At 54.1% G+C, this 25266-nt stretch carries 30 protein-coding genes; 16 read left to right on the forward strand and 14 right to left on the reverse strand.

What is annotated here, in order from left to right; genetic code table 11:
• Positions 1-80: 80 nt before the first annotated feature.
• Positions 81-311 carry a DUF3820 family protein gene (locus G461_RS0109650; protein WP_026957691.1) on the reverse strand — a complete coding sequence of 77 codons (231 nt, stop codon included), beginning with the start codon at positions 309-311 and terminating at the stop codon, positions 81-83.
• A 197-nt stretch (positions 312-508) separates the two neighbouring features.
• Here G461_RS0109650 and G461_RS0109655 point away from each other — a divergent pair, with 197 nt between their 5' ends.
• A complete protein-coding gene (locus G461_RS0109655) occupies positions 509-787 on the forward strand; it encodes a hypothetical protein (RefSeq protein ID WP_026971687.1) in 279 nt (92 codons plus the stop codon).
• A 237-nt stretch (positions 788-1024) separates the two neighbouring features.
• The gene (locus G461_RS0109660) at positions 1025-1588 is read left to right on the forward strand and encodes a chalcone isomerase family protein (protein ID WP_026971688.1); all 564 of its coding nucleotides are present in this window, start codon (positions 1025-1027) and stop codon (positions 1586-1588) included.
• Here G461_RS0109660 and G461_RS0109665 read toward each other — a convergent pair.
• From G461_RS0109665 to xerD, 4 genes are all read right to left on the reverse strand, one after another.
• Positions 1585-2478, reverse strand: a complete 894-nt coding sequence (locus G461_RS0109665) for a DMT family transporter (RefSeq protein ID WP_026971689.1) — start codon at positions 2476-2478, stop codon at positions 1585-1587. The genes G461_RS0109660 and G461_RS0109665 overlap by 4 nt on opposite strands.
• A gap of 115 nt (positions 2479-2593) precedes the next feature.
• Complete coding sequence (gene recJ / locus G461_RS0109670) at positions 2594-4318, reverse strand: single-stranded-DNA-specific exonuclease RecJ (protein WP_035479961.1); 1725 nt, start codon at positions 4316-4318, stop codon at positions 2594-2596.
• Between the two features lie 127 nt (positions 4319-4445).
• Complete coding sequence (locus G461_RS0109675; RefSeq protein ID WP_026971691.1) at positions 4446-5210, reverse strand: thioredoxin fold domain-containing protein; 765 nt, start codon at positions 5208-5210, stop codon at positions 4446-4448.
• 251 nt (positions 5211-5461) lie between these two features.
• Positions 5462-6373 (reverse strand): site-specific tyrosine recombinase XerD, encoded by a 912-nt coding sequence (xerD, locus tag G461_RS0109680; protein ID WP_026971692.1) that lies wholly within the window; start codon positions 6371-6373, stop codon positions 5462-5464.
• Positions 6374-6444: 71 nt separating this feature from the next.
• On the opposite strand from xerD, the gene fldB reads away from it, so the two are divergent.
• Entirely contained in the window at positions 6445-6972 is a 528-nt protein-coding gene (gene fldB, locus G461_RS0109685) for a flavodoxin FldB (RefSeq protein WP_026971693.1), read from the forward strand.
• 77 nt (positions 6973-7049) lie between these two features.
• Here the strand turns inward: fldB and brnQ are convergent, their stop codons facing one another.
• From brnQ to G461_RS0109700, 3 genes are all read right to left on the reverse strand, one after another.
• A complete protein-coding gene (gene brnQ, locus G461_RS0109690; protein ID WP_026971694.1) occupies positions 7050-8357 on the reverse strand; it encodes a branched-chain amino acid transport system II carrier protein in 1308 nt (435 codons plus the stop codon).
• A gap of 200 nt (positions 8358-8557) precedes the next feature.
• A complete protein-coding gene (locus tag G461_RS23865; RefSeq protein ID WP_035479965.1) occupies positions 8558-9238 on the reverse strand; it encodes a DUF3313 family protein in 681 nt (226 codons plus the stop codon).
• Positions 9239-9332: 94 nt separating this feature from the next.
• Complete coding sequence (locus G461_RS0109700) at positions 9333-10055, reverse strand: tRNA1(Val) (adenine(37)-N6)-methyltransferase (RefSeq protein WP_026971695.1); 723 nt, start codon at positions 10053-10055, stop codon at positions 9333-9335.
• 88 nt (positions 10056-10143) lie between these two features.
• On the opposite strand from G461_RS0109700, the gene srmB reads away from it, so the two are divergent.
• Positions 10144-11406 (forward strand): ATP-dependent RNA helicase SrmB, encoded by a 1263-nt coding sequence (srmB, locus tag G461_RS0109705; protein ID WP_035479988.1) that lies wholly within the window; start codon positions 10144-10146, stop codon positions 11404-11406.
• A 75-nt stretch (positions 11407-11481) separates the two neighbouring features.
• Here srmB and G461_RS0109710 read toward each other — a convergent pair whose 3' ends face one another.
• The 4 genes from G461_RS0109710 to G461_RS0109725 all read right to left on the reverse strand — a co-directional run bounded on the left by G461_RS0109710 (position 11482) and on the right by G461_RS0109725 (position 15063).
• On the reverse strand, positions 11482-11817 hold the full coding sequence (locus tag G461_RS0109710) for a hypothetical protein (RefSeq protein WP_026971697.1): 336 nt from the start codon (positions 11815-11817) through the stop codon (positions 11482-11484).
• Between the two features lie 200 nt (positions 11818-12017).
• Positions 12018-12797, reverse strand: a complete 780-nt coding sequence (gene yaaA / locus G461_RS0109715) for a peroxide stress protein YaaA (RefSeq protein WP_026971698.1) — start codon at positions 12795-12797, stop codon at positions 12018-12020.
• A gap of 99 nt (positions 12798-12896) precedes the next feature.
• Positions 12897-14012 (reverse strand): PilT/PilU family type 4a pilus ATPase, encoded by a 1116-nt coding sequence (locus G461_RS0109720; protein ID WP_026971699.1) that lies wholly within the window; start codon positions 14010-14012, stop codon positions 12897-12899.
• A 16-nt stretch (positions 14013-14028) separates the two neighbouring features.
• Complete coding sequence (locus tag G461_RS0109725) at positions 14029-15063, reverse strand: type IV pilus twitching motility protein PilT (RefSeq protein WP_026971700.1); 1035 nt, start codon at positions 15061-15063, stop codon at positions 14029-14031.
• Positions 15064-15096: 33 nt separating this feature from the next.
• On the opposite strand from G461_RS0109725, the gene G461_RS0109730 reads away from it, so the two are divergent.
• The 8 genes from G461_RS0109730 to G461_RS0109765 all read left to right on the forward strand — a co-directional run bounded on the left by G461_RS0109730 (position 15097) and on the right by G461_RS0109765 (position 20340).
• Complete coding sequence (locus tag G461_RS0109730) at positions 15097-15792, forward strand: YggS family pyridoxal phosphate-dependent enzyme (protein ID WP_026971701.1); 696 nt, start codon at positions 15097-15099, stop codon at positions 15790-15792.
• A 10-nt stretch (positions 15793-15802) separates the two neighbouring features.
• Positions 15803-16624, forward strand: coding sequence for a pyrroline-5-carboxylate reductase (gene proC / locus G461_RS0109735; protein WP_026971702.1), 822 nt, complete (start codon positions 15803-15805; stop codon positions 16622-16624).
• A 15-nt stretch (positions 16625-16639) separates the two neighbouring features.
• Positions 16640-17191, forward strand: coding sequence for a YggT family protein (locus G461_RS0109740; protein WP_026957709.1), 552 nt, complete (start codon positions 16640-16642; stop codon positions 17189-17191).
• A 3-nt stretch (positions 17192-17194) separates the two neighbouring features.
• Positions 17195-17491: a DUF167 family protein YggU gene (gene yggU / locus G461_RS0109745; RefSeq protein WP_026971703.1), complete on the forward strand. Its 297-nt coding sequence runs from the start codon at positions 17195-17197 to the stop codon at positions 17489-17491.
• Positions 17492-17863: 372 nt separating this feature from the next.
• The gene (locus tag G461_RS0109750) at positions 17864-18292 is read left to right on the forward strand and encodes a DUF4426 domain-containing protein (protein WP_026971704.1); all 429 of its coding nucleotides are present in this window, start codon (positions 17864-17866) and stop codon (positions 18290-18292) included.
• 50 nt (positions 18293-18342) lie between these two features.
• Positions 18343-18933 (forward strand): XTP/dITP diphosphatase, encoded by a 591-nt coding sequence (locus G461_RS0109755; protein WP_026971705.1) that lies wholly within the window; start codon positions 18343-18345, stop codon positions 18931-18933.
• Positions 18934-18938: 5 nt separating this feature from the next.
• The gene (gene hemW / locus G461_RS0109760) at positions 18939-20084 is read left to right on the forward strand and encodes a radical SAM family heme chaperone HemW (RefSeq protein WP_026971706.1); all 1146 of its coding nucleotides are present in this window, start codon (positions 18939-18941) and stop codon (positions 20082-20084) included.
• Positions 20077-20340 (forward strand): VF530 family protein, encoded by a 264-nt coding sequence (locus tag G461_RS0109765; protein ID WP_026971707.1) that lies wholly within the window; start codon positions 20077-20079, stop codon positions 20338-20340. Before hemW ends, G461_RS0109765 begins: the two co-directional genes overlap by 8 nt.
• On the opposite strand, the gene G461_RS0109770 is transcribed toward G461_RS0109765, so the two are convergent.
• Positions 20337-20753, reverse strand: coding sequence for a hypothetical protein (locus G461_RS0109770; protein WP_026971708.1), 417 nt, complete (start codon positions 20751-20753; stop codon positions 20337-20339). The two genes, G461_RS0109765 and G461_RS0109770, sit on opposite strands and share 4 nt — an antisense overlap.
• A 146-nt stretch (positions 20754-20899) precedes the next feature.
• The gene (gene trmB, locus G461_RS0109775; protein WP_026971709.1) at positions 20900-21613 is read right to left on the reverse strand and encodes a tRNA (guanosine(46)-N7)-methyltransferase TrmB; all 714 of its coding nucleotides are present in this window, start codon (positions 21611-21613) and stop codon (positions 20900-20902) included.
• A 341-nt stretch (positions 21614-21954) separates the two neighbouring features.
• On the opposite strand from trmB, the gene G461_RS0109780 reads away from it, so the two are divergent.
• The 4 genes from G461_RS0109780 to G461_RS0109795 all read left to right on the forward strand — a co-directional run bounded on the left by G461_RS0109780 (position 21955) and on the right by G461_RS0109795 (position 25204).
• Entirely contained in the window at positions 21955-23208 is a 1254-nt protein-coding gene (locus G461_RS0109780) for an outer membrane protein transport protein (protein WP_026971710.1), read from the forward strand.
• A 132-nt stretch (positions 23209-23340) separates the two neighbouring features.
• A complete protein-coding gene (locus G461_RS0109785; RefSeq protein ID WP_026971711.1) occupies positions 23341-23802 on the forward strand; it encodes an Lrp/AsnC family transcriptional regulator in 462 nt (153 codons plus the stop codon).
• A gap of 61 nt (positions 23803-23863) precedes the next feature.
• Positions 23864-24922 (forward strand): A/G-specific adenine glycosylase, encoded by a 1059-nt coding sequence (gene mutY, locus G461_RS0109790; protein WP_026971712.1) that lies wholly within the window; start codon positions 23864-23866, stop codon positions 24920-24922.
• Positions 24923-24931: 9 nt separating this feature from the next.
• Entirely contained in the window at positions 24932-25204 is a 273-nt protein-coding gene (locus tag G461_RS0109795) for an oxidative damage protection protein (RefSeq protein WP_026957719.1), read from the forward strand.
• The last annotated feature ends 62 nt before the right edge of the window (positions 25205-25266 follow it).

Consider the following 25266-nt stretch of genomic DNA (forward strand, 5'->3'; position numbering starts at 1 on the left):
TAACTTTCAGCTCTCAGGCCACAGCTTACATAATCCGAGCGCAAAGGCAAAGTATTTATGCTCGTTTATTGTTAAACTTATTAATTAGACATCAGCGGATAAATCAATTTTTCCAGTCCAGCGACTTTGATTTCAAGGGTAAACGCCATTAACTCCCCCAGTTCTCCAGGCGGAAATCCATCGCCATTGGCAAACCAAAGCAGGTACTCTTCGGGCAGTAGAATCAACTGCTTACCTGCGTACTTACCAAACGGCATCTGCTGCCGCGCTATTTTTAGTAACAGCCGTTTATCAAATAGCTCCTCAGCCATCTAGTTACCCTCGTTAATATGCGAATCAAGCAGACCGAGCACCTACAGAATTAGCATTAGCACATCGCCCCGGCAATGAAACTGATAATACGAATTTGCCAAATATCATGCTGAAACTGGCAAGTAATACTTAATAAAAAAATGTAAGTAAATTACAATCTAACCAAGAAAACCCTAAATATTAGAGTTTATGTTCTATGGTAAAAACCACCCCAGACAAGCTACTCAGTAAACACGCTAAGCTTTGTCATAGTGACAATCTCAAGGTCGCCTCTCATCAGCAGCGCCAGCAAGGTGAGTGGATTCGGCACAGTTTAATGATTGAGGGAGTGGATGTCCCCTTTGTGTTTAAACGCCGCGATGCTTACCGCAATCTAACTGGCCAACGGGTCAACCTAAGCTACTACCCCAGCGAAGAACAGGTTGGCGGCCTCGGCTTCGAAATTATGAAAGTGGTGCGTATCAAACGCAGCTAATCCTCAAGCAATTCAGCAAGCCTCGCTATTACTGACAGGCTGGCTCTCAGCCTGCTTTGCTGGCGATTATTTCACCAAATCTCCACATTTAGCAGCATGTTAGGAACTGGTCTATCCTGTTTGTCATTGAGAATAACTATCCAGTTGGCTCAAACTATGCCGCCCAAGGCGCAGCGAAATATGCTGCTTTTGGCGCTACGCGTAACGCAATAACACCTAAAAATATGGACTAAAACAATGACAAGATTACTTCACGCTACCCTACTCTCATTGCTGCTGAGCTTTACCGCGAGCGCCCAAACCACCGTTGGTGGTGTCCAGGTGGAATCACAACTCGATGTGGAATCGCACTCGCTGCAACACTACGGTAGCGGTATCCGCAGCAAGTTTTTCTTCAAGCTCTACGTCGGCTCTTTGTACGCAGAACAGGCAGGGCTAAACGCGACTCAACTGCTTTCTGGCGAACATAATGTCGCAGTCAGCCTGGATATCATTTCTAATAAAATTACGTCAGAGCGGATGCGCGACACCATCGAAGAGGGCTTTGAGAAGGCCTCTGCTGGTAATATGGCACCGCTACGCGAACGCCTCGACAGCTTTGTTGCCGTGTTCGATGAGAAGATTGAGATTGGCGATCAATTCCTGATGTTCGCCAATGACCAAGGCCAGCTGCTGGCCTATAAAAACCAACAGCTACTCACCACTGTAGAAGGCGCCGACTTTGCGCAAACCCTGTTCGCCATCTGGCTGGGTGAGCAGCCGGCCGATGACAAGCTGAAAAGCAAAATGCTAGGTAACTAAGCCGCCGCCTTACGACGGGCTTGCCACAGCTTACGCGGTGAAAAGCCCGTCACTAAAGCCGTTCCCAGCAATACCACTACGCTGCCCACTAAACTGTACCAAGATAGATCCTCACCCAGAAACACGCTGCCCCACAGCACCCCGAACACCGGAATCAAAAAGGTCACGGTAAGCGCCGAGGCAGCGCCCACCTGTTCTATCAAGCGAAAATACAGCAGGTAGGCCACGCCACTACAAACCACGCCTAGTACCACCACCGAGGTCCAGATCCCCGGTGAGCTCACTTCGGGCATCGGAAACAGTAGCAGTAGCGGCAGCAAGATAACAGTGGCGCCCCACATGCTGCCATGGGCATTAGCCAGCGGCGCGATACCGCTCAGGCGCTTAGCGTAATTACTGGCGATACCGTAGCAACAGGCCGCCGCTAAACTGGCGGCAATGGCCAGCCATTGCTCATGACTAGCCTGCTGAAACTCGCCGCCGACTAAGATGGAAACGCCAGTCACCCCCAGCAACATCCCCAGCAGCGCGCGGACGCTCAAGCGTTGCCCCAAGAATATGGCAGCGATCAACGCGCCCCACAGCGGCGCGCTGGCATTGAGAATGGACAGAATTGATGCGGGTAAGGTGAGAGCAGCGTAGGCTAGCAACACGAAGGGGAAAGCCGTGTTCATCGCGCCCAAAGTGAGATAGGCGCGCCAGTGCTTGGCTAACTCTAGCCGTCCTTTCAGCAGGCCACTCACAACCGCCAGAAACAGAGCAGCAAACAGTACCCGAAACTCGATCAGCCAGACCGCACCCATCACCGGAGCGGCGATGCGCATAAACATAAACGAAGAGCCCCAAATTGCCGCTAACAGCAGCAGGCGCAGTGCACTAGCTAGTTCCATATTACTTCCATTCACCTATCATTTGGTCTCATCCTAGAGGCATAAAAGGGCAGCATCGACCCGAAACTTGCGAAGTGTTTGCAGAGCCGGCCCCAGTGTTAGCGATGCTGCAGTGCTAGCGAGGCTCCAGATTCTCCACCATCAGCTGGACACTGCGACGACCGCGGAACTCGTTCACATCCAGCTTGTAGGCGATATGCACCCAGCGAATTGAGGCATCCGGCCAACGGGCCCGATCGACATTAAAGGCAATCGCATCCAGCTCCGGCCCGCCGGTTTGCGGGCGTAGGCTTAGCTTAAGGTGGCGCTCTCCCACTACCCGCTGCGAGCACAACTCAAACACCCCATCGAACAGCGGCTCAGGAAAGGCCTGCCCCCAAGGGCCTGCCTCTCTCAGCAGTTGGGCGAAGTCGAGGTTGAGGTATTGCTCATCCAGCTCGCCGTCGCTTAGTAGGGTGTGGGTTAGCTGTTCTTGTTCGATCCACTGCTCAGCCAAGGCCGAGAGCTTCTCTTTAAACTCCTCAAAGCGCGCCTCGGGGATCGACAAGCCTGCGGCCATGGCGTGACCGCCGTACTTAAGCAATAGCCCCGGATGGGTGGTATCAAGGCGCTCCAGCATATCGCGCAGGTGCACCCCGGGAATGGAGCGCCCCGAGCCCTTTAGCTCACCGTTATCAGCTTGGGCAAAAGCGAACACCGGGCGGTAGAAGCGTTCTTTGATGCGCGATGCTACCAAGCCCACCACCCCTTGGTGCCAATCGGGTCGATACAGGCTCAAGGCCAGCGGCAGGCTTTGCTGGTCGAGGCTGAGCGCTTCAACCGCCGCTTCTGCCTCTTGCTGCATGCTCAGTTCAATCTCTTTACGCTCAACATTCAGTGCATCCATCTCCGAGGCCAAGCGACGGGCATGGTTAATATCTTGGGTGATCAGGCACTCGATCCCCAGACTCATATCATCGAGGCGACCCACAGCATTCAGACGTGGGCCGATGGCAAAGCCAAGGTCACTGGCCACCATTCGCGACTGCTGACGCTTGGCCACCTCAATCAGGGCTTGAATGCCGGGACGACAGGCGCCGGCGCGGATCCGCTGTAGGCCCTGATGCACCAGAATGCGGTTGTTGCTATCCAGCGGCACCACATCGGCCACGGTTCCCAGTGCCACTAAATCCAAGAGGTTGCCAAGGTTAGGTTCGGCCTGTTGTAGCTGAGCGAACAGATTGCGTTTACGCATCTCAGCGCGCAGTGCCACCAACAAGTAAAAGGCCACCCCTACTCCCGCCAGGTTCTTGCTGGGGAAGCCACAGTCATTGAGGTTAGGATTTACGATGGCGGCGGCTTTGGGAAGCTGTTCACCCGGTAAGTGGTGGTCGGTTACCAGCACCGGAATGCCCAGCGCGGTGGCCCGCTCCACCCCGCTGATACTGGAGATCCCATTGTCTACCGTGATAATCAGCTGTGCCCCTTTGGCGGCGGCTAACTCGACGATCTCCGGGCTCAGTCCATAACCGTACTCGAAACGGTTCGGTACCAGAAACTCCACCTGTTGGAAGCCAAACTGCGGCAGGCCGGAGGTCAGAAGTGCGCTAGAGGTGGCACCGTCGGCGTCAAAATCGCCAACGATCAAGATCTTAAGCTGCTTGGATAGTGCGTCCAACAGCAGCTCCACCGCACCTTCGACCCCACTCAACTGGTTATAGGGCAGCATGGCCTGAGCGCCCCGTTCCAGCTGTGCCAGGTCACTCACTCCCCTACGGGCATAGATCTGCTTGAGCAAATCGGGCATATCGGCAGGGAGATGGGATACATCGGCCATCGGGCGGCGGCATATTTCAGGCATAGCAATCTCAATCAGGAATGGGCGAACAGGGTCTTTCAGCAGGGATTAATAGCAGCAGCCCGCGGTGCAGGTCAACAGCGCGGGCTACTTGTTTGGCTTGCTTACGTTTAGCAAATAACGGCTTGGCTTAGCCTTGCTGCAGCATCTTCAGTAGATCGGCAGGCGCGCGGTAGCCCGGCAGCATGGTGCCATCTTCCAGGATCATTGCTGGCGTACCGCGAATTCCCAACTGTTGGCCTAGCTCGTACTGGGCGGCAACGTTGTCGTCACAGCTGGCATTCGGCACTGACTGGCGGTTCTTGGCACGAGTCATAGCATCCAGCGGGTCTTCAGCACACCAGATATTGCTCAGGGTTTTATGTGATGGCGAGTTCAGACCATGGCGCGGGAAGGCCAAGTAACGCACGGTAATACCAAGGTCGTTGTAGCCTTTTTGCATAGACTTCACCTTGGTTTCCTGGTCAACATGCTCGTATTCACGCAGCTGACTGTGCAGCAATTGGCAGTAGCCGCAGGTGGTGTCGGTAAACACGGTAATTACGTATTTCTCGTCATCGGCTTTGTATTCGATAACATCATCGGCGAAGGGAGCTAGCAGGGCGGCACGGTCGCCATTCATGGCTTGCTCGGTCAGATTCACTTGATTGACCAAGTCAAACATTTGCCCTTGTACTAAGTAGTTACCATCGGCGCTAACGTAAAGCACCATGGCGCCCGCCTTGATCTGATAAAGGCCGTCGATGGGCGATGGACTCAGTTCATCTACCTGCCCGCCCAAGCGCGCTTCCAGTGTGGTTCTCAGCGCCTCTAGCTCGGTATCATCGGCAGCATTAGCGGTGCCAACGGTGACGCTCAGGGCGAGCACGGCTAGCAAGCCTTTAATCATTTTCATTCTAACTCCAGCATATAGAAGGGGACCCAATCATAGAGTCCTGTATGAACCGATAGTTCATCAGGCTCAGGGGAAGCTTATCTTTGGCGTTTAGCATGAAGGATAATCGAACACCAAAGATCAACATCCCCTCGTTACTGACCGGGGAACTTTGGAAAAACTTACTCTTAGCGCCAAATAAATGCAATCACTGTCGTTATCTTGTCCACCCTTCACGCATCAAGTTTGTGAAACGCTCCCAAATCATAGGCTTAAGCACGAGGGTGATGCTGCATATACACCTCTTGCATACGCTCCTTGGCAATATGGGTATAGATCTGAGTGGTGCTCAGGTCGCTATGGCCCAACAACAGCTGTACCACCCGCAGGTCGGCCCCATGGCTGAGCAAGTGAGTGGCAAAGGCGTGGCGTAGGGTGTGGGGCGAGAGGTCGTCACCGGGGATCCCCACCCGCTGGGCATACTGCTTGATACGATGCCAGAAGGTCTGGCGGGTCATCTGCCGCCCGCGACTGCTGGGGAAGACCACATCACTCTCGCCTTTCAGCAGCAGCGGCCGCGCCTGCCGATAGTAGCGCTCCACACAGTCCAGTGCGTGCTCGCCCAGCGGCACCAGCCGCTCTTTGCCGCCTTTACCCACTACCCGCACCAAGCCTTGGCGCAGGTTTAGCTGCTCCAGTTGCAGCCCCACCAGCTCGCTCACCCGCAGGCCAGTAGCGTACAGCACCTCCAGCATGGCGCGATCGCGGTGCTCGATGGGCAGTTCTAGATCCGGCTCACTGAGTAGCTGCTCGACCTGCTGCTCGCTTAAGGTCTTGGGCAGGCGCTTGGCTTGTTTGGGCTGGGCGAGTAAGGCGGTAGGGTCATCATCACGCTTTTTCGCGGCAATCAGCGATTGATAGAAGCGGCGCATCGAGGAGAGCTGGCGAGCGGCGCTGCTCGGCTTTTGCTGCTGTTGATAGCGCCATTCGACAAAGTCTTGCAGGTCTTCAAAGCTGGCGGCCACCAGCTCAACCCGCCGATTCTCTAAAAACAACGCCAGTGCGTTAAGGTCGTTGCGGTAGCTACTGAGAGTATTTTCAGCCAAGCCGCGTTCCAGCCAAAGCTGTTCGATAAACAGGTCGATGGCACGCAGGCTGGTGGCAAACTTAGGTTGTTGGCTCATGTCCAATCTCGTTGTAGGGACAGAGATAATGTTACACTGCCCGCTCGCAATTTCGATACGAGGGATAATCAGTGTCTATTGGTCTGTTTTACGGCTCATCCACCTGCTACACCGAGATGGCAGCAGAAAAGATCCAGGCTCAGTTTGGCGACGATCTTGTCAGCATCCATAACATTAAGGAGGTCGAGCCAGAGCAGATGCAACACTATCCAGTCTTGATTCTGGGGATCTCTACCTGGGATTATGGCGAACTCCAGGAAGATTGGGAAGCGGTTTGGGAGAATCTGGAACAGCTCGATTTCAGCAATAAAACCATTGCCTTATTTGGCCTTGGCGATCAGGTAGGCTACACCGAGTGGTTCCTCGATGCACTGGGTATGCTGTTCGAAAAGCTGGCACCATCGGGGGCGAATTTCATCGGTTTTTGGCCCAACCAAGGCTATGAGTTTGAAGCCTCAAAGGCACTCACCGAAGACGGCCAGTTCTTCTATGGGCTAGCGCTGGACGATGAGAACCAATACGAGCATAGCGACCAGCGCATCGCCGATTGGTGCGATCAGCTAAAACACGAGCTCACCGAATTGAGCAGCGCCAGTTAAGCAATATTTACTCTGCAGATACAACAAAGGCGGCCTTGGCCGCCTTTGTTCATTTTGATAAAGCGTCAAGCAAGCGCTTATACCGCTTCCTCAGCCAGTTCTTTGGATGGACGAGCCAACAGGCTTGCCACCATCGCCGCCAGAGTAGGCAGTACCCAAGCAAAGCCTTGCTCAAAGCCCGGTAGGAAGTTCAGCGCCTTCAGGTCCAAGCCTGCAGCACGCAGTCCATCGAACAGACCGAACAGTGCAGCCACACCGATGATCATGCCAGCTGCCTGCTCTGGGCGATTAAAGCGCTCAGCAATCAGGTTGTAGGCAATCAGCGCCATGGCCACCGGGTAGATACCCACCAGCACCGGAATCGATACGGTCAGCAGGTTATCCAGGCCGATGTTAGCAACGGCGATACAGAATGCGGCACAGCCCCAAGCCACTGCGTTGTAGCTGGTCTTAAAGGTTGAGCTGATGTAGGCAGTGAACGAAGAGATACCGCCCACCGCAGTACTGAAACAGGCCAGAGTTACGATGGCGGTTAGCAGGTACTGGCCTTCTTTGCCGAACAGCGCTGCAATGTAAGCCACAAAAATCTGGCCGCCGCTAGCACCTTCTGGCGCTACGCCGGTTGCGGTTGCGCCCAGGTAGAACAGCACGAGGTAGAACAGGGTCAAACCGGTGGCTGCCACCAAACTGGCCTTGGCCATGTACTTAAACTGATCGTTGCGATCGGTTACGCCCTTAGCTTTTAGTGCATCCACCATCAGGATACCGAACATCAGTGCTGCCAGCGCATCCATGGTGTTGTAGCCTTCGATAAAGCCAACACCGAACGGCATGCTGGCGTAATCGCCTTGGGCCACTGCAATCTCAGCAAATGGCGTCTGGAATACCTGAAAGCCCAGGAAGGCAATACAGATAGCCAGAGTCGGCATCAGCACCTTACCCATGGAATCAATCAGCTTGCCCGGACGCAGTACAAAGAACATCGCCGCCGGGAAGTAGAACAGTGAGTAGGCAAACAAGATCAGCTGGCCGGGTTCGTCAAAGTAAGGCGCGAAGCCCAGCTCATAGGCCACCAAGCAGGTACGAGGAATACCGAACAGAGGAACCAGCACCAAGTAGATCGCCATCGCGATCGCCTTCGATGCCCATTTAGGCAGGTGACGACCCAGATCCATCAAGCCACCGCCGGTCTTTGCCAGCGCCAGCAGGCCCGCCAATGGCAGACCCACTGCGGTAACCAGGAAGCCGATAACGGCCAGCGCCAAGTTATCGCCAGCCATCAGGCCCGCAATGGGTGGGAAAATCAGGTTACCCGCCCCTAAAAAAAAGCATAAAACCATCAAGCCTAAGCTGATGGTGTTCCATAGACCGAGTTGTTTGGTCACGATAGATCCTCGCAGTGTTTGCTCAGTGTTATTTTCTTAAAATTTGAGAGGCGTGACTATATAACAAGCAATATACAATTAGAACCCGGATAGATGCCTATTTGAGGGGTTGTTAGCAGTTTTTATGACTGCTGAGAGATTGATATCCAGAGAGGCTGATGGTGGGGATCTAACGAAGCCCTACCATCATCTTTACATCATCAAGAGCTGAATGCAGCTGACAGTCTTTCAAACTCGCTAAACAAATCAACAGCATAGATGCTAAGGGCCTGCTCCAACTGGCTGGCATCCTCCGCTTGATTATCGCTGTGATAGTGCACCATCTGACGCAAACCGCTGCTGACCAGCTCACCACGCTGGGCATCCAGCACTTGAAATTCCAGCACCAACAAAAACTCAGGTTCGCGTGCCTCGCCATCCAGGCCATCTTCAGCAAACCAGTTCTCAAGCATCTCGGCTTCACCGCTGGTGCCGAGATCTTCCAGCTCAATCAATGAGAGCGAGGTATACACCTCCAGCACCCCAGCCAGCTTTTGATGTTGCTCAGGTGCGAGTAAGGGAATATCCGCGTGCATGGCACCAGCTTGTAACAGCTGATCAACTCGCTGACCCATCTCATCGAGTAGTAGCGGTAGCGCCGGATCTTGATACTCAAACAGCGGCACAGTGCGCAGCGGATGTAACTTAAGCGCATGGTAGTTTTTCAGTTGTAGCTCTTGGTCTACCCAGCGCCACGCTTTCGCGCCGGTAGCGGTGGTGTGCGGGTTTAACATCGGGGTAGCGCTGCGCACGCTTGCGTCAACGCTTGAGGTAGTACTACAGCCAGTGAACAACAGCGGGAAGGATAGCGCCACTAACAACGTAATCAGGCGACAGAACATCAGTATTTCCTTTAAGCTAGCACGTCAAAAAAATGAATCACCTCGCTTAAAGCAAATCACAGGCCAAAACTTGGCCACATGATAAAAATACAGATTAAAAGTTTAGATAGTAATCTTTGGTCAAATTCCTGAACTGCTCGCTGTAAGCACCATCATCGTCATGCACCAACAAGGTTTGCACGAGGGCTTGCTCAACTGGAAGAGCCACTAACTCCAATAAACTGCGGGTTGCGGGTTTACCGGCTTTGGTCACAACATCGAAGCGCAAGCCGAGCCACCAACCGTGCTGCTGAGCTTGTGTCAGCCATAGCTGCGCCACATCACTTGGCAGCACCAGACACACTCGTGAGCCTTTATGGGTGAGTGCGCCGAGGCTGTCAAAAAAACTCGCCGCCGATAACTGGTTGCTGTGGCGCGCCAACATGCGTTTAGCATCAAACTGCTGGCCAGCCGGGAAATAGGGCGGGTTGGAGACCACCAAGTCATAGCCCTCAACCACCTTATGATGCTGCAAAGCACAGTGATACACAGCCACTCGATTGGGCCACGGGCTATGAGCCACATTCTCACGCGCTTGCTGGCAGGCATCCGCCTCAATGTCCAGCGCATCGATATGCACGTTAGGCCCACTACGCTGAGCCAACATCAGTGCTACCAAGCCACTGCCGCAGCCCACATCCAATATTCGCTTAGCATCACCCGGCTGTGCCCAAGCGCCAAGCAATACCCCATCGGTGCCCACTTTCATGGCGCAGCGGTCATGGGCTACGTGGAACTGCTTAAAGGTGAAACCTTTACGTGTAGAATGTTTGGTCATTACTTGCTTGTACCTAACTACAGCTATACTATCCCGGCGAATTTAATTGACTAATATCGGCGCTGCAAGTCAGCGCGAGTAGATGACCATGACCTTTGAAGAACTCGATCTCGAACCTGCCCTCTTGCAAGCCCTTGAAGAAATGCAACTCACCAAGGCGACCACTATCCAGCAACGCTGCATTCCCAGCCTGTTGGACGGGCGGGATGTTCTGGCATCTGCTCCCACCGGTACCGGGAAAACACTGGCCTTCCTGCTGCCAGCGATTCAGCACTTAATCGATTTCCCACGCCGCAAGGCCGGACCGGGTCGCATTCTAGTGCTGACCCCGACCCGCGAACTGGCAGTGCAGGTTGCCGAACAGGCGCGCCTGGCCACCCAATACACCCATATCACCACCATCGATATTACTGGCGGCATGAGCTACGAAGAACATGCCGAGCAGCTCAAAGGCAACGTTGATATCGTGATCGCCACCCCCGGCCGTTTGATGGAGTACATCAAGTACAAGGTATTCGACTGCCAGGCGATTGAGTGGCTGATCCTCGACGAAGCCGACCGCATGCTGGATATGGGCTTTATCGGAGATATGGAAGCGATCAGCGACAAGACCAGCGAGCGCAGCCAGACCGCACTGTTCTCTGCCACCCTGGAAGGCAAGGGCCTGCAGCGCTTCGCCGCTCAGGTAATGGAAGAGCCTGACGAAATCGAAGTGGATCCACCACGTCGTGAGCGTGGCAAGATCATGCAAACCCTGCACTTCTGTGACGACGCCAAGCACAAGTACCAACTGCTACGCCACTACCTGCAAGATGAAGACGCCGGCATCGAGCGCTGCATCGTGTTCGTTAAAACCCGCGAGCGCCTGTTTGAGCTGGTCGAACAGCTTCAGGGCGACGAGATCCATGCCGCCTACCTGCGTGGCGAAATGGCGCAGGAGAAACGCAACGAAGCACTGCAACGCTTCCGCGACGGTGACGTGAAGGTATTGGTGGCAACCGATGTAGCAGCGCGCGGTCTCGATGTGCCTGAGATCAGCCACGTGTTTAACTACGACCTGCCGCGCACTCCCGATGTGTACGTGCACCGTATTGGCCGTACCGCCCGTGGTGGCCGCAAAGGCTGGGCAATCAACCTGGTGGAAGCCCACGATATCAACCTGCTGGGCAAGATTGAGCGCTACACCGATGAGCCCATCAAGCGCCGAGTGATCGACAGCCTGCGTCCACAGCATCGCGTTGCCAAGGCGCCGATTAAGAAGAAAAAGCCGAAAACCACCGCCGAGCGCCGCGTCGCCAAGAAGCGGGCGAAAGGCCGCGCTAAAAAAGCAGCGAAAAAAGCCAAAGGTTAAACCGCTTGGCTGGGGCGCTAGTCCCAGCCAACTTAGCTCTAGCCTACTAGCCGCTAACACCCAAGTTAATGGCCGCTAGTCGATAGGTCCCATCAGCGCACGGCGGATCACCGTCTTATCCAAGCTATCCCACAAGGCCTGATGGTCATCCTGATCTAACAAACTATTCATTGGATTAATGCTGATACTCAGCTCCCACAAACGCATATAGTAGTCTTCTCGCTCAAGCTTTAGCTGGGCAATCTCGAACTTCTGCATGGCCAGTTGCTGCTTCATGGTTTGGTAACAGGCTTCAACATTCTGCTCACAAGATGACAGACTGGGCAGATCCTCCACCGGTTCGTGAAATGCTAGCGCCGGGGCCGACAAAGCCCCCACCATCAACAACGATGGCATCAGTTTACTCAACATCCCATTCCCTCCTTTTATTGAAATGTCGCCTTCCCAAACTAGCATGGGTCATTTGTCTATTTGGTCAAAAAGCAGGTGCTTTGCAGGGATATTGGTGAAAAAGTGGTAGAAAATGTTGGTAGATGGTTAAGTGTTAGAACTTAACCCAGCACTGCCGGGCACTGGGTTAAGCAACAAAACGAACAGCTATCAATGGGAGACTAGGCCGCGTTCTCTTCACGCAGGAATACCAGTTCACTATCGCTGGAGCTGGCCTCATCAAAGCGATAGCCCTGATAGTCGAACTCACATAGCTGGGCAGGCTCGCTCACTTGCTTATCCAGCATATAGCGCACCATCAGGCCACGGGCTTTCTTGGCGTAGAAGCTGATGATTTTGTATTGGCCGTTCTTACAGTCTTTGAACACCGGGGTGATGATCTTGCCATCGAGCTTGTTAGCCTTCACCGCTTTGAAGTATTCGTTGGATGCCAGATTCACCAACACGTTATCGCCCTGGGCCGCCAGTGCTTGGTTAAGCTGCTCGGTAATCAGCTCGCCCCAAAATGCATACAGGTTGGCACCGCGCGGATTGGCCAGCTTGATGCCCATCTCCAACCGGTAGGCCATCATCAAATCGAGCGGGCGCAGCACCCCGTACAAGCCGCTAAGGATGCGCAGATGTTGCTCGGCAAAATCCAGTTGCGGCTGCTCCAGGCTAAATGCATCGAGACCAGCATAGACATCGCCTTTAAACGCGAACAGCGCCTGACGCGCATTCTCCAAATCAAACTCTGGCTGCCACTCGGCAAAGCGCGCCGCGTTCAGCCCGGCCAGCTTGTCGCTGATCTTCATCAGGCTGGCGATATCCGCCGGACTCATTTGTCGGGCGATTTCGATAAGCTCGGCGCTGTGCTCGAGTAGCGCAGGCTGACCGAACTGCTCGGTAGTTACCGGGGTTTGATAGTCGAGAGTTTTGGCAGGAGAGATCACTGCTAGCATGGTTATTCCTTTCGTTTCCCGCCTATGCACAGGCGAAGTTAAATCTCAGCGTTACGTAACATTGCCCTGTTGGCCGCTTGATTGGCCGCTAAGTGACGGCTAGTAATCAATGGTCACACCGTCCAGGCCACCGCTTTCAGCTGGCGGGTTGCGCTTGCTATTTAGCTTGATCATTAAGCGCAGGTCATTGGCTGAATCGGCGTGGCCGATGGCATCGTCGTAATCAATCAGCCCTTGGTCATACAACTCAAACAGGCTTTGATCAAAGGTTATCATGCCAAGCTCACGGCTCTTAGCCATTAATTCTTTTAACTTATGCATATCGCCCTTGCGGATATGGTCGGCCACCAAGGGGCTATTCAGCAAGATCTCAAATACCCCGCGTCGCGACCTTCCATCTTTGGTTGGCACCAGTTGCTGGGCAATGATTGCACGTAGGTTATAGGCCAAGTCGAAACACAGCTGACGGTGGCGTTCTTCAGGCACGAGGTGCATGATCCGCTCAATCGCTTGGTTGGCGTTGTTGGCATGCAAGGTGGCCATACACAAGTGGCCGGTTTCAGAGAACTGCAGGGCGATCTCCATGGTCTCGCGGGTGCGGATCTCACCAATTAAGATCACATCTGGCGCTTGGCGCAGTGAGTTCTTCAAGGCCTCATCGAAGGACAGGGTATCCACCCCCACTTCACGCTGATTGACGATACAGCCGCGATGGCGGTGCAGGTATTCCACCGGATCTTCGATGGTAAGGATATGCCCGGTGGAGTTGCGATTGCGATAGTCGATCATGGTCGCCTGCGAGGTGGACTTACCCGCCCCGGTGGCCCCCACAAACAGGATCAAGCCACGCTTAGCCATGCCCAGCTCTTTGAGGATCTCTGGCAGGTGCAGCTCCTCAAAAGTGGGGATCTCGGTGGCAATCCGGCGTATCACCACACTGGGCTGCTCGCGCTGCCAAAAGGCGCTGACCCTAAACCGCCCAAGGCCACGGCGGGAGATGGCAAAGTTGGCTTCGCGGGTTTTGCGAAACTCCACCATCTGCTCGGGGCTGCGCATGCTCTCCACCAACGACATCAAGTCATCGACCATCAGTTTTTCAGGCGCCATCGCCTTGAGTTGCCCTGCCACCTTGGCACTAGGCGGCATGCCAATGGATAAATAGAGATCCGAGGCCTCTTGCTCCACCATCTTGGTGAGTATGCTATCCAGCTCCATGGATACTCCTTCGCGTTTAGAAGTTGTTCGGATCGGCAGACTTAATGCGTGCGTCTTCGTAGGTCACCATGCCTTGATTAACCAACTCTTTCAGGCACTGATCGAGGGTTTGCATGCCATGCGCCATACCGGTTTGGATCACCGAGTACATCTGGGCAACCTTGTCCTCGCGAATCAAGTTACGAATGGCAGGAATACCGATCATAATCTCGTGCGCCGCCACACGCCCACCGCCCATACGCTTGAGCAGGGTTTGTGAGATCACCGCCCGCAATGACTCCGACAACATTGAGCGCACCATGTCTTTCTCAGCAGCCGGGAATACATCGATCACGCGGTCGATGGTCTTGGCCGCCGAGGTGGTGTGCAAGGTACCAAACACCAAGTGGCCGGTTTCAGCCGCGGTCAGCGCTAAGCGAATAGTTTCCAGATCGCGCATCTCACCCACCAGGATAATGTCGGGATCTTCCCGCAACGCCGAGCGCAGCGCCGCGTTAAAGCTATGGGTGTCGCGGTGCACTTCCCGCTGGTTAATCAGGCACTGCTTGTTTTGGTGTACAAATTCGATGGGGTCTTCAATGGTCAGGATGTGCTCGCGACGGTGGGTATTGATGTAATCGATCATCCCCGCCAGGGTGGTCGACTTACCAGAGCCGGTTGGGCCGGTCACCAGCACCAAGCCGCGCGGGTTTTCTGCGATATCGCGAAAAATTGGCGGCGCCGAGAGCTGCTCCAAAGTCAGCACTTCTGAGGGAATGGTCCTAAACACCGCGGCCGCACCACGGTTTTGCTGGAAGGCATTCACCCTAAAGCGCGCCACCCCGGGCAACTCGAAGGAGAAGTCCACCTCGAGGTGCTCTTCATAGTCTTTGCGCTGCTTGTCGTTCATGATGTCGTAGATACGACGATGGACATCTTTGTGATCGAAGGGATCCACATTGAGCTTGCGAACTTCGCCATCAACTCGGATCAGTGGCGGCAGGCCCGCCGAGAGGTGTAGATCTGAGGCATTATGATTTACACTAAACGCCAGCAATTCAGTCACATCCATTTCTTTAGCCCTTTATTTTTAGCTAACTGTATTATGACGAGTATTACCCAAGGTCTGGAGTTTGTTAACCAACAAATTCGACAAGCCTGTGAGCAAGCCCAGCGAGATCCACAATCTGTGACTTTGCTGGCAGTCAGCAAAACCAAACCCTTTAGCGCCATCGAACAGGCTTACGCCGCGGGTCAGCGAGCCTTTGGCGAGAACTATGTGCAGGAAGGGGTGGATAAGATCCTGGCAGCCCAGCAGCAAGACTGGCAGCAAGACCCCATCGAGTGGCACTTTATCGGCCCGCTGCAATCCAACAAAACTCGCCTGGTGGCGGAGCACTTTGATTGGATGCAAACGGTGGATCGCCTCAAGATCGCCGAGCGCCTAAACCAGCAGCGCCCCGCCGACTTGGCCCCACTAAAAGTATGCCTACAGGTCAATATCAGTGGCGAGAGCACAAAATCGGGGCTGAATATTGAACAAGTGTTACCTCTGGCGGAAGAGATCGTTAAGCTAGACAAACTGGAATTAAAAGGACTAATGGCTATCCCACAAGCCACTCAGGATGAGCAACTAGAACAACAATTTGCCGAAATGCAACGTTGTTACCGAGCGTTACAGACACGCTTTCCGGGAGTTGATACCTTATCCATCGGCATGAGCGGCGACATGCAAGCGGCCATTAATGCCGGAAGCACCATGGTGCGGATCGGTACAGCAATCTTTGGTGCAAGAAATTAAGGGAGTACACATGACTGCAAAAATTGCATTCATTGGCGGCGGCAATATGGCTAAAGCCTTGATTGGTGGCTTAATTAACAATGGCACCTCGGCCAACCGGATCACCGTGGCCGACCCAAGCTTTGAGCAAACCGAAGCGTTACGTGAAGAGTTTGGCGTGAAGGTCACGGCCGACAACGCCTACGCCATCTTGGCCAGCGACGTAGTAGTGCTGGCGGTTAAACCGCAGATTATGGCAGATGTGTGCAAGGGCTTTGTCGACGCCGGCACCAACCTGCATGGTCGCTTGTTTATCTCTATTGCCGCCGGGATCAGCGTGGCACGCCTCAAAGAGATGCTCGGCAACGAAACTCACGTAGTTCGCACCATGCCCAACACCCCTGCGCTAGTGGGGCAAGGGATGACCGGCTTATACGCACCGGAAGATGTCACCGAGCAACAGCGCGAGCTGGCAGACAGCCTGATGCAAGCCGTGGGCAAGACCTGCTGGGTCGAGCAAGAGCACGAAATCAACCATATCATCGCCGCAGCGGGCAGCGCACCGGCCTATTTCTTCCTGTTTATGGAAGCGATGCAAAAGCAGGCCGAAAAGCTGGGTTTCACCCCAGAGCAAGCACGCGAAGTGGTTCAACAAGCCGCCTTGGGCAGCACCCAACTGGTAGCTGCTAATCCAGACCTTGATTTAGCGACCCTTCGGGCCAATGTTACTTCCAAGGGCGGAACCACCGCCGAAGCTATCCGAGTATTCCAGGAGCAACAGCTCGAGCAGATCGTTGCTAACGCCATGGATGCCGCCATTGCGCGCGCACTCGAGATGGAATCACTGTTTTAATTCATTGAGGAAGCTATGCAAGCCTTGAATTTTTTGATCGGTACTGTTTTTGACCTCTACCTGATGGTGGTATTGCTGCGGGTTTGGCTACAGCTGGCCCGTGCCGATTTCTACAATCCACTAAGTCAGTTTGTGGTGAAAGCCACTAACCCCGTTGTTGCACCTCTGCGTCGTATTATTCCCGGCGTGGGTGGCATCGATTGGGCCTCATTGCTGTTTGCCTTTGTGGTGGCCGCCGCCAAATGGGCGCTGTTGTTCCAGATCCGAGCAGGCGTGACCGATTGGCAGGGTATCCCCATCATTGCCGCACTTAACGTGGTGAAAGAAGCCGGTACCATGGTCTTTTGGGTATTGCTGCTACGGGCAATTCTGTCTTGGGTAAGCCAAGGCCGCAGCCCTATCGAGTACGTGCTGCATCAGTTAAGCGAACCGCTGCTAGCACCTATTCGCCGCGTCGTTCCAGTAATGGGCGGCTTGGACCTGTCGGTATTGGTGCTGTTTATCGCCCTAAATTTCCTCAACATCTTGATTAGCGGCTGGTTCCCACTGATCTGGCCTTACTTGTAAGCCGTGCCAGCTGTTAGCTTCGACGACGTAAATCTGCTATTGCAGGTTTACGTCCAGCCTAAAGCCAGCCGCGACAACATTGTCGGATTGCATGGCGAAGAGCTCAAGATTGCCATCACCGCGCCACCGGTTGATGGTAAAGCCAACCAACACCTCACCAAGTACCTTGCTAAACAGTGTAAGGTCGCCAAGTCTCAGGTCAGCATCTTGCGTGGCGAGTTGGGCAGGCACAAAACCATTCAAGTACAGGCACCCCAGCAGCTGCCCGATGTGATAGCCAAATTGCTTACCGCAAAATAGTCGCTGCAAGCATCACAAGGCAGAGCCGGTCTATATATACCCGAGCAACCTCAATATGCGGGATTCAGAGGAACTCAATGTCCATAGGACGAGGCGAAAATAAGAAGGAATGATGACCCATTTCGAGTGTTTTCAACGAAGTATTATGGACATTGAGCGCCTCCCAAAGGGCGAGTTTCCCAGTCCCTCATACCGCGTTACTGCTTCTTGATTTAGATTACTAAATCGGCGCAGCAGTGCCTTGTCTGAGGAACTGGGAAATCTCGCTGAACCTGCATCTTGAGGTTGTTCGGGTATAAAGAATTCTGATCGTTTGTCTATGCTGTTGGGTAACACAAGAGCTGACTGATTACGGAACAAGGAGAGAACACCATGCGTATCTTAATCGCCATCTTCAGCCTGCTTAGCGCTCTGGCATTGCCCGTCCAGGCCGAGCAGAAGGTCGACTTGGGCCCTTGGGAAGTTCACTACGTGGTGTTTAACTCCACCTTTATCCCGCCCGAAGTCGCCACCGCCTATGGCCTTAAACGTAACGGCCGTAACGCGCTAATCAACATTTCAGTACTCAAAGCCGAAGGCGATGACAAAGTCGCTCAGCGCGTGAGTGTTGAGGGCAGCGCGCAAAACCTGCTGGGCAACAAGAAGCAACTAAGTTTTAAGGAAGTGCGTGAAGGTGAGTCGGTCTACTACCTGTCGCAACTGACCTTTAGCAACGAAGAGACCTTCAACTTTGATATCACCCTGACTCAGGGCAGCCAAACCCAACGACTGCGCTTCTCCCAGCAACTATACGTCGACTAGCGTGGGGCGAGGCATTATCATGGCGGCCAAATTGTCGTCTCGAGAAGATCATGCAGAAACTGGTTCTGGCCACCGGCAACCCCGGTAAAGTAAAAGAGCTGGGCGAACTCCTTGCCCCGCACAACTTTGAAGTCCTTCCACAGAGCGCTTTCGACGTGCCAGATGCCGAAGAAACCGGCACCACCTTCGTCGAAAATGCCATTATCAAGGCCCGCCAGGCGGCCAAACTCACCGGCCTTCCGGCGATCGCCGATGACTCTGGCTTGGCCGTAGACGCACTGAATGGCGCACCGGGCCTCTACTCCGCCCGTTATGCCGGTAAAGGTGCCAGCGACCAAGACAACCTCAATAAACTGCTCGACGCCTTGCGAGGCGTTGCTCCCGAGCAGCGCACTGCTCAGTTCCACTGTGTACTGGTTTACCTGCGCCATGCCGACGACCCAGCCCCGATTATCTGCCACGGCCGCTGGCAGGGACAGATCACCGAGCAAACCGCTGGCCAAGGTGGTTTTGGTTACGATCCAGTATTTTGGGTTGAGGGCGAGGGCTGCACCTCGGCCGAACTTACCAAAGAGCGTAAGAACCAACTAAGTCACCGCGGACAAGCCCTGCGCCAGCTACTGGAGCAGGTTTCCGCGTGAGCACGCTGAGCTTGCCACCGCTAAGCCTGTATGTGCATATCCCATGGTGTGTGCAAAAGTGCCCCTATTGCGACTTTAACTCCCACGGGCAAAAGGGCGAGCTGCCTGAGCAGGCCTATGTGCAGGCCTTGCTAAGCGATCTTGAGCAAGAGTGTCAGCGCCTGCCGGCGGAGCATCGACGCCCTTTGCATAGCATCTTTATTGGTGGCGGTACGCCGAGCTTGTTCAGCCCCGCGGCGATTGCTCAACTGTTAGATGGTGTTGCTCGCTTGCTCCCCATGGAGCGGGATATCGAGATCACCATGGAGGCCAACCCCGGCACCGCCGAGGCGCAGCGGTTTAAAGACTATTACTCGGCAGGGGTGAATCGCCTGTCGATTGGGGTGCAAAGCTTTCAGGCGCCACTACTACGAGCGCTCGGGCGGATCCACAATCCACAAGAGGCCAAGCAGGCCTTCGCCTATGCCGAGCAAGCGGGCTTTAGCCGTATCAACCTGGACCTGATGCATGGCCTCCCCGGCCAGAGCCTAGCGCAGGCGATGAGCGATCTGGAGCAAGCCTTTAGCCTTGGCCCAAGTCATCTAAGCTGGTATCAGCTCACCATTGAAGCGAACACCGCCTTTGCCTCGCGCCCGCCAAAGCTGCCCGATGAAGATCTACTGTGGGATATCTACCAGCAGGGTCAGGCCAAGTTGGCGGAGGCTGGCTACCAACAATACGAGGTCTCGGCCTATTGCCGCGAGCAGGACCGTGCCCGCCATAACCTCAACTACTGGCGCTTCGGTGATTATATCGGCATCGGCTGTGGCGCCCACGGCAAGCTGACCCTGCCGGGCAGCATCGAGCGGAGTGAGCGCATCAAGCACCCCAAGGGCTATCTGGAAGATTTGCGTGGCTATGTAAACCGCCGCTGGCAAGTGGAAGCAGACGACTTACCCTTTGAGTACATGCTCAATCGCTTGCGTCTGTTCGAGGCTATCCCCAAGGCAGAGTTTGGCGCTCGCACTGGCCTTGCTCTAACTAGCATTGAAGCTGCCTTGTTGCGCGCCAAAGCGCAAGGTCTGCTAACTGAAACTGAAACCCACTGGCAGGTGACCCAGCAGGGCCGCCTGTTCCTGAACTCTTTGCTGGACCTGTTTGTCGATGAATAATCAAGCCAATAACCCCTTACATGGGGTCACCCTAAAGCAGATCGTCACCGAGCTGGAGCAACGCTACGGCTGGGAAGGGCTGGCTAAACGAATCAATATTCGCTGTTTTAGCCATGACCCGAGTATTAAGTCGAGCCTACATTTTCTGCGACGCACCCCGTGGGCCCGCGAGAAAGTTGAACAGCTATATGTAGATAGCTTAGATGTGGGTAATGATGATGACCCCTGGGCACAAGCCCGCAAACGCAGCGATTAATCCATACCGGGCTTCGCCTCTAGCGCGTAGCCCTCGTTCTGCAGCCAGCTGATAGCGTCGATATAGGAAACAAAGTAGCGCCGCTGGTACTCCCCGGTCACTGGTGTCATCGCCGAAAACTGGGCCAGCTTGATACCGCCGCCAAAGATCACATAAGCCTCGCGCCGCATCCCCGCTTCCACCGCTTGCTGGGCACCGGCGGCAATCACTTGTTGAAACTCCGGTGTGCCCAATACAAACTCGGCCACGTGCACCAAGGTGGCAAACTCTTGGCCATCAAGCTCACTCACCAGCTCAAAGAAGCACTCGGCAAAGGCTGTGGCCATCTGTTGATTCCACTCCCCGCCAACAAAGATCTCTAAGATGCGGCCCCGCCGGAGGATGGCGAAGTCGCCATAGTAATAGTCTTGCATCGAGCCTCCTTCGAACCTGCTCAAACAACATGCTGAGAAACAGTATGGAAGCTGAGCGCAATTGTGCTCAGGCCATAGCTGCAGTCTGTGAGCACAAAAACAAAAAAGGGGCCGAAGCCCCTTTTAGAAATGCGATAAACGAGCGCTTAGATCTTCTCGAACATCAGATCCCACACACCATGGCCTAAGCGGTGGCCACGGTTTTCGAATTTGGTCAGTGGGCGGAAGTCCGGGCGCGGCACGTAATCGCCAGCTTCAGACTGGTTGCGGTAGCCCGGTGCCGCCGACATAACTTCCAGCATATGCTCGGCGTAGTTCTCCCAGTCAGTGGCCATATGGAACACCCCGCCAACTTTGAGCTTGGCGCGGATCTGCTGCACAAACTCAGGTTGCACGATACGGCGCTTATGGTGGCGCTTCTTGTGCCACGGGTCTGGGAAGAATAGCTGTACGGTATCCAGTGAGTTATCGGCGATGCTGTCGGCCAGCACTTCTACCGCGTCGTGCTCAAACACCCGCAGGTTGGTAATGCCGCGCTCTGCCGCATCGGCCAAACAGGCGCCTACGCCGGGACGGTGCACCTCGATACCGATAAAGTTGACCTCAGGGTTGCGCTCCGCCATCTCCAGCAAGGACGCGCCCATTCCGAAGCCAATCTCCAGCACGGTTTTCGCTTCGCGACCAAACACCTCAGCAAGATCGAAGTTCTCACTTTGATGATCCAAGCCCATGTTTTGCCACTGTTGGCTTAGGGCCTGTTCCTGGCGCTTGGTTAGACGTCCCTCACGCTTAACAAAGCTGCGGATCCGACGCATAACTTTGCCTTCAGGTAACTCAATCTTGTTGGTGTCGTCGCTCATGATGCTCTCATTGGTACTGAACAGAAAAATACGCGCAAAATTGCGCCAAGGGCAGGCATTATCCAAACTTCCCCTGTTTTAGCAAGTTCACAGCTCAATTTCCCGTGACTTCGCCGCTACCTGGGCCCAGACAAGCGCTTACTCGCTAATGATAGAGCAATATTTATCATCGTCTTTTTTCTCCCCTCTCTGCCGATTTTTACAGCAAATATTGCGCTTCACGTCGCATAAAAACCTCCGACCACTTATAAAAACAGCGTGGTCGGATATGTGGATTGGAGTAAGCACTCTAGAATCGCGGCCAATTCAATCGTAATAATAATGACATAGTCGAGTAGTCCATGAAGCATACCAGCAAGACTCTGATTGCACTTGCCATCGCTGCTGCCACCAGCCAAGCCCACGCAGCAGGATTCCAACTTAACAGCCAGTCGGCCACCGGTATCGGTCGCGCCTTCGCAGGTGATGCAGTGATTGCCGACAATGCCTCGGTGCTGTCACGTAACCCAGCGGCAATGGCGATGTTTGATCGTCCTGAGCTATCTGTTGGCGCAGCAATCGCGGACGTCAAAATCAAAGTTTCGGATGCGGTTTACCATGGTTTGATAGATAGTAACCTTGGCTCCATTGATGATGCAGGTTCAACGAAAGTCATTCCAAACATCTATTACATTCACCCCATCAATAACAAATGGGCAGTTGGTGTTGCAGCGTTTTCTAACTTCGGTACGGGTACTGATACTTCTGGCTTGAACTCAGCTAATTCTCCAGGTTTCCAAAATCAATTCCTAGGAAACACCGAGCTAACAACCATCAACTTCAATGCGAGTGTCTCTTACCGTATCAATGAGCAACTAAGCTTGGGCGCAGGAATAGACATTATTCATGGCGCAGGTGAAATTCATCGTGGGGAAGCTATCCCTACAACAGGCTCACTACTTGACGTTGATGCCGATGGCATCGGTATTGGCGGTATCGTAGGCGCAACCTACGAACTAAACAAAGATCACCGCTTTGGTTTGAGCTACCGCTTCAGCCCAACTGTGAACGCATCTGGTGATGTTAAGAAGTTTGGCGCAACGGGGCTGGATGAAATTGATGTCCCTGTGCCTGATATCTTCCAAATCGCTGGTTACCACAAGGTAGCAAGTCAGGTTGCTCTTCACTACACAGCTCAGTGGACCGGTTGGAGCGAGTTTGACCGAATTTCTTCAAATGGTGGTGAAGAAATCAAGGTATACAACTGGGATGATTCTTGGTTGTTCTCGGTTGGCGCAACATACTACTTGAACCCTCAATGGGAACTTCGTGTCGGTTACATGCATGACCAAGGCGTAGTTGGCGGCAACTCAGAGCCTTCAATCTCGATTCCTGACTCAGACCGTAACTGGTACACCGCAGGTGCAAGCTGGCACTTTAGCAAAAACTCTACCGTTGACTTTGGCCTAGCAGTAGTTCGCGGTAAAGATGTAAACGTCGTTGAGCAAGGCGCTACTGTTGACCTTGGTGGTGGCCCAATTAGCACTGGTGCACTGAGTGCAACAACTAACTCTAACGCGATCTACTACTCTCTTCAGTACAACTACCGGTTCTAAAGAGTTGATCTAGTAATAAAACGGAGGCCTAGCCTCCGTTTTTTGCATCTAGCGTCCCATCAACTTGAATTTTCTGCAATCCCACCACATCATAGAAAACTACTCTCTCGATTAGGTAAAAGTGAGCAAACCATGCTCGATAGCAAAGATAAGCTGATACTGGACTTGCTCCAGCGCGATGCCAGTATGCCGCTCAACGACATCGCCGAGCGGGTTGGGCTGTCCTCCACCCCCTGTTGGCGGCGGATCCAAAAGCTCGAGCAGCAAGGCTTTATCCAAGCTCGGGTAGCACTACTGGATCGCGCCAAGCTAAACCTTGGGGTGACCGTGTTTGTTAGCGTGCGCACCGCCCAGCACAACCAACAGTGGCTGGCCCAATTCAAGCAGGCGATTGCCGATATTTCGGAGATTATCGAGGCGCACCGCATGAGTGGCAGTATCGATTATCTGCTGCAGGTGGTGGTGCCGAGCATTGATGACTATGATCGGGTCTACCAAGAGTTGATTGAGAAGCTGCCGTTCAACGACATCAGCTCCGCCTTCTCCATGGAAGTGATGAAAAGCACCACCTCGCTTCCTACCCATTACCTATAAGCAAAGGCCTGTAAACCAAAGCCTGTAAGCCAAAGCGACCAGCTCAACGTATTCACCAGCTATGACAAAGATACCCTTTTCCCAACGCGTGCTCGCTTGGTTCGAGCAGCACGGCCGCAAGGACCTGCCTTGGCAGCAAAACAAGACGCCCTACACCGTATGGCTGTCTGAGATTATGCTGCAGCAAACCCAGGTGGCCACGGTTATCCCCTACTTTGAGCGCTTTATCCAGCGCTTCCCCAATGTGCAGGCACTGGCCGAGGCGGAGCAAGACGAGGTACTGCACCTATGGACTGGGCTAGGTTACTACGCCCGCGCCCGTAACCTGCACAAGGCCGCACAACAGGTGGTCGTGCAGCATCAGGGCGCGTTTCCACAAACGCTAGAACAGCTTAACGCCCTGCCCGGTATTGGCCGCTCCACCGCCGCCGCGATCTTGTCACTCTCGATGGGGCAACGCGCCGCCATCCTCGATGGCAACGTAAAGCGGGTACTTGCCCGCCATCAGGCCATCGCCGGCTGGCCGGGTAAAAAGCCGGTCGAGAATCAGCTTTGGGCATTGGCCGAATCGCTAACTCCAGAGCAAGATTGCGCCAGCTACACCCAAGCGATGATGGACCTCGGCGCCACCCTGTGTACCCGCAGCAAGCCCGCCTGTGAGCGCTGCCCGGTGAATCAGGACTGTATGGCGTATAAAGAGGGCAACCCCGGCGCCTACCCCGGCAAAAAGCCCAAGAAGACCCTGCCGGTGAAATCGACCACCATGCTGCTGGTAAGTTTTGAGGGTAAGGTATGGCTGCAGCGCCGTCCTCCACAGGGCTTGTGGGGCGGTCTGTATTGCTTTCCCGAGATCGGCACTGAGCAGTTGGCACAAGATTGGCTGGCCAAGCACCAGCTTGAGTGGGAGGGGATCTATGAGCTGTCTGAACTGCGCCATACCTTCAGCCATTTTCATTTGGATATCCAGCCGCTGCTGATCGAGCTTGCCGAGCAGCCCGCGCTAGCGGTGATGGAACAAGACCAGCATCTTTGGTATAACTTGGCCAATCCCGACGAAGTCGGTTTGGCGGCAGTCACCAAGACCCTGCTCAAACAGCTTCATCAATCACGCGACATTTAGAAGGTTACCATGGCTCGAATCGTATACTGTCAGCGCCTGAAAAAAGAGGCCGAAGGCTTGGACTTCCAACTTATCCCTGGAGACTTGGGCAAGCGGGTGTTTGATAACATCTCCAAAGAAGCCTGGGGCGAGTGGCAGAAGAAGCAAACCATGCTGATCAACGAGAAAAAGCTGAACCTGATGAATCAGCCCGACCGCGAACTGCTACAAGACGAAATGGTGAAGTACCTATTCGAAGACGGCGATGTCGAGATCGAGGGCTACACCCCGCCCAGCGAATAAGCCGGGCATTAGCGCATTCGATAAGCCAAGCAACACGCTTGGCTTTTTTGATTGCCAAGGCC

The organism is Aliagarivorans marinus DSM 23064, assembly GCF_000429485.1.
GTDB classification, from domain to species: Bacteria; Pseudomonadota; Gammaproteobacteria; order Enterobacterales; family Celerinatantimonadaceae; genus Aliagarivorans; species Aliagarivorans marinus.

Bases quoted from the DNA above. Each gene is read 5' to 3' on its own strand.
- G461_RS0109770 (WP_026971708.1), bottom strand. From the start codon at position 20,753: ATGCAAGACTATTACTATGGCGACTTCGCCATCCTCCGGCGGGGCCGC.
- xerD (WP_026971692.1), bottom strand. From the start codon at position 6,373: ATGAGCCAACAACCTAAGTTTGCCACCAGCCTGCGTGCCATCGACCTG.
- G461_RS0109725 (WP_026971700.1), bottom strand. From the start codon at position 15,063: ATGGATGTGACTGAATTGCTGGCGTTTAGTGTAAATCATAATGCCTCA.
- G461_RS0109780 (WP_026971710.1), top strand. From the start codon at position 21,955: ATGAAGCATACCAGCAAGACTCTGATTGCACTTGCCATCGCTGCTGCC.
- proC (WP_026971702.1), top strand. From the start codon at position 15,803: ATGACTGCAAAAATTGCATTCATTGGCGGCGGCAATATGGCTAAAGCC.
- G461_RS0109750 (WP_026971704.1), top strand. From the start codon at position 17,864: ATGCGTATCTTAATCGCCATCTTCAGCCTGCTTAGCGCTCTGGCATTG.
- G461_RS0109675 (WP_026971691.1), bottom strand. From the start codon at position 5,210: ATGAAAATGATTAAAGGCTTGCTAGCCGTGCTCGCCCTGAGCGTCACC.
- G461_RS23865 (WP_035479965.1), bottom strand. From the start codon at position 9,238: ATGTTCTGTCGCCTGATTACGTTGTTAGTGGCGCTATCCTTCCCGCTG.
- G461_RS0109710 (WP_026971697.1), bottom strand. From the start codon at position 11,817: ATGTTGAGTAAACTGATGCCATCGTTGTTGATGGTGGGGGCTTTGTCG.
- G461_RS0109730 (WP_026971701.1), top strand. From the start codon at position 15,097: ATGACGAGTATTACCCAAGGTCTGGAGTTTGTTAACCAACAAATTCGA.
- G461_RS0109660 (WP_026971688.1), top strand. From the start codon at position 1,025: ATGACAAGATTACTTCACGCTACCCTACTCTCATTGCTGCTGAGCTTT.
- mutY (WP_026971712.1), top strand. From the start codon at position 23,864: ATGACAAAGATACCCTTTTCCCAACGCGTGCTCGCTTGGTTCGAGCAG.
- G461_RS0109765 (WP_026971707.1), top strand. From the start codon at position 20,077: ATGAATAATCAAGCCAATAACCCCTTACATGGGGTCACCCTAAAGCAG.
- G461_RS0109720 (WP_026971699.1), bottom strand. From the start codon at position 14,012: ATGGAGCTGGATAGCATACTCACCAAGATGGTGGAGCAAGAGGCCTCG.
- G461_RS0109795 (WP_026957719.1), top strand. From the start codon at position 24,932: ATGGCTCGAATCGTATACTGTCAGCGCCTGAAAAAAGAGGCCGAAGGC.
- trmB (WP_026971709.1), bottom strand. From the start codon at position 21,613: ATGAGCGACGACACCAACAAGATTGAGTTACCTGAAGGCAAAGTTATG.
- G461_RS0109785 (WP_026971711.1), top strand. From the start codon at position 23,341: ATGCTCGATAGCAAAGATAAGCTGATACTGGACTTGCTCCAGCGCGAT.
- recJ (WP_035479961.1), bottom strand. From the start codon at position 4,318: ATGCCTGAAATATGCCGCCGCCCGATGGCCGATGTATCCCATCTCCCT.
- G461_RS0109655 (WP_026971687.1), top strand. From the start codon at position 509: ATGGTAAAAACCACCCCAGACAAGCTACTCAGTAAACACGCTAAGCTT.
- G461_RS0109700 (WP_026971695.1), bottom strand. From the start codon at position 10,055: ATGACCAAACATTCTACACGTAAAGGTTTCACCTTTAAGCAGTTCCAC.
- G461_RS0109755 (WP_026971705.1), top strand. From the start codon at position 18,343: ATGCAGAAACTGGTTCTGGCCACCGGCAACCCCGGTAAAGTAAAAGAG.
- G461_RS0109650 (WP_026957691.1), bottom strand. From the start codon at position 311: ATGGCTGAGGAGCTATTTGATAAACGGCTGTTACTAAAAATAGCGCGG.
- G461_RS0109665 (WP_026971689.1), bottom strand. From the start codon at position 2,478: ATGGAACTAGCTAGTGCACTGCGCCTGCTGCTGTTAGCGGCAATTTGG.
- yaaA (WP_026971698.1), bottom strand. From the start codon at position 12,797: ATGCTAGCAGTGATCTCTCCTGCCAAAACTCTCGACTATCAAACCCCG.
- G461_RS0109740 (WP_026957709.1), top strand. From the start codon at position 16,640: ATGCAAGCCTTGAATTTTTTGATCGGTACTGTTTTTGACCTCTACCTG.
- srmB (WP_035479988.1), top strand. From the start codon at position 10,144: ATGACCTTTGAAGAACTCGATCTCGAACCTGCCCTCTTGCAAGCCCTT.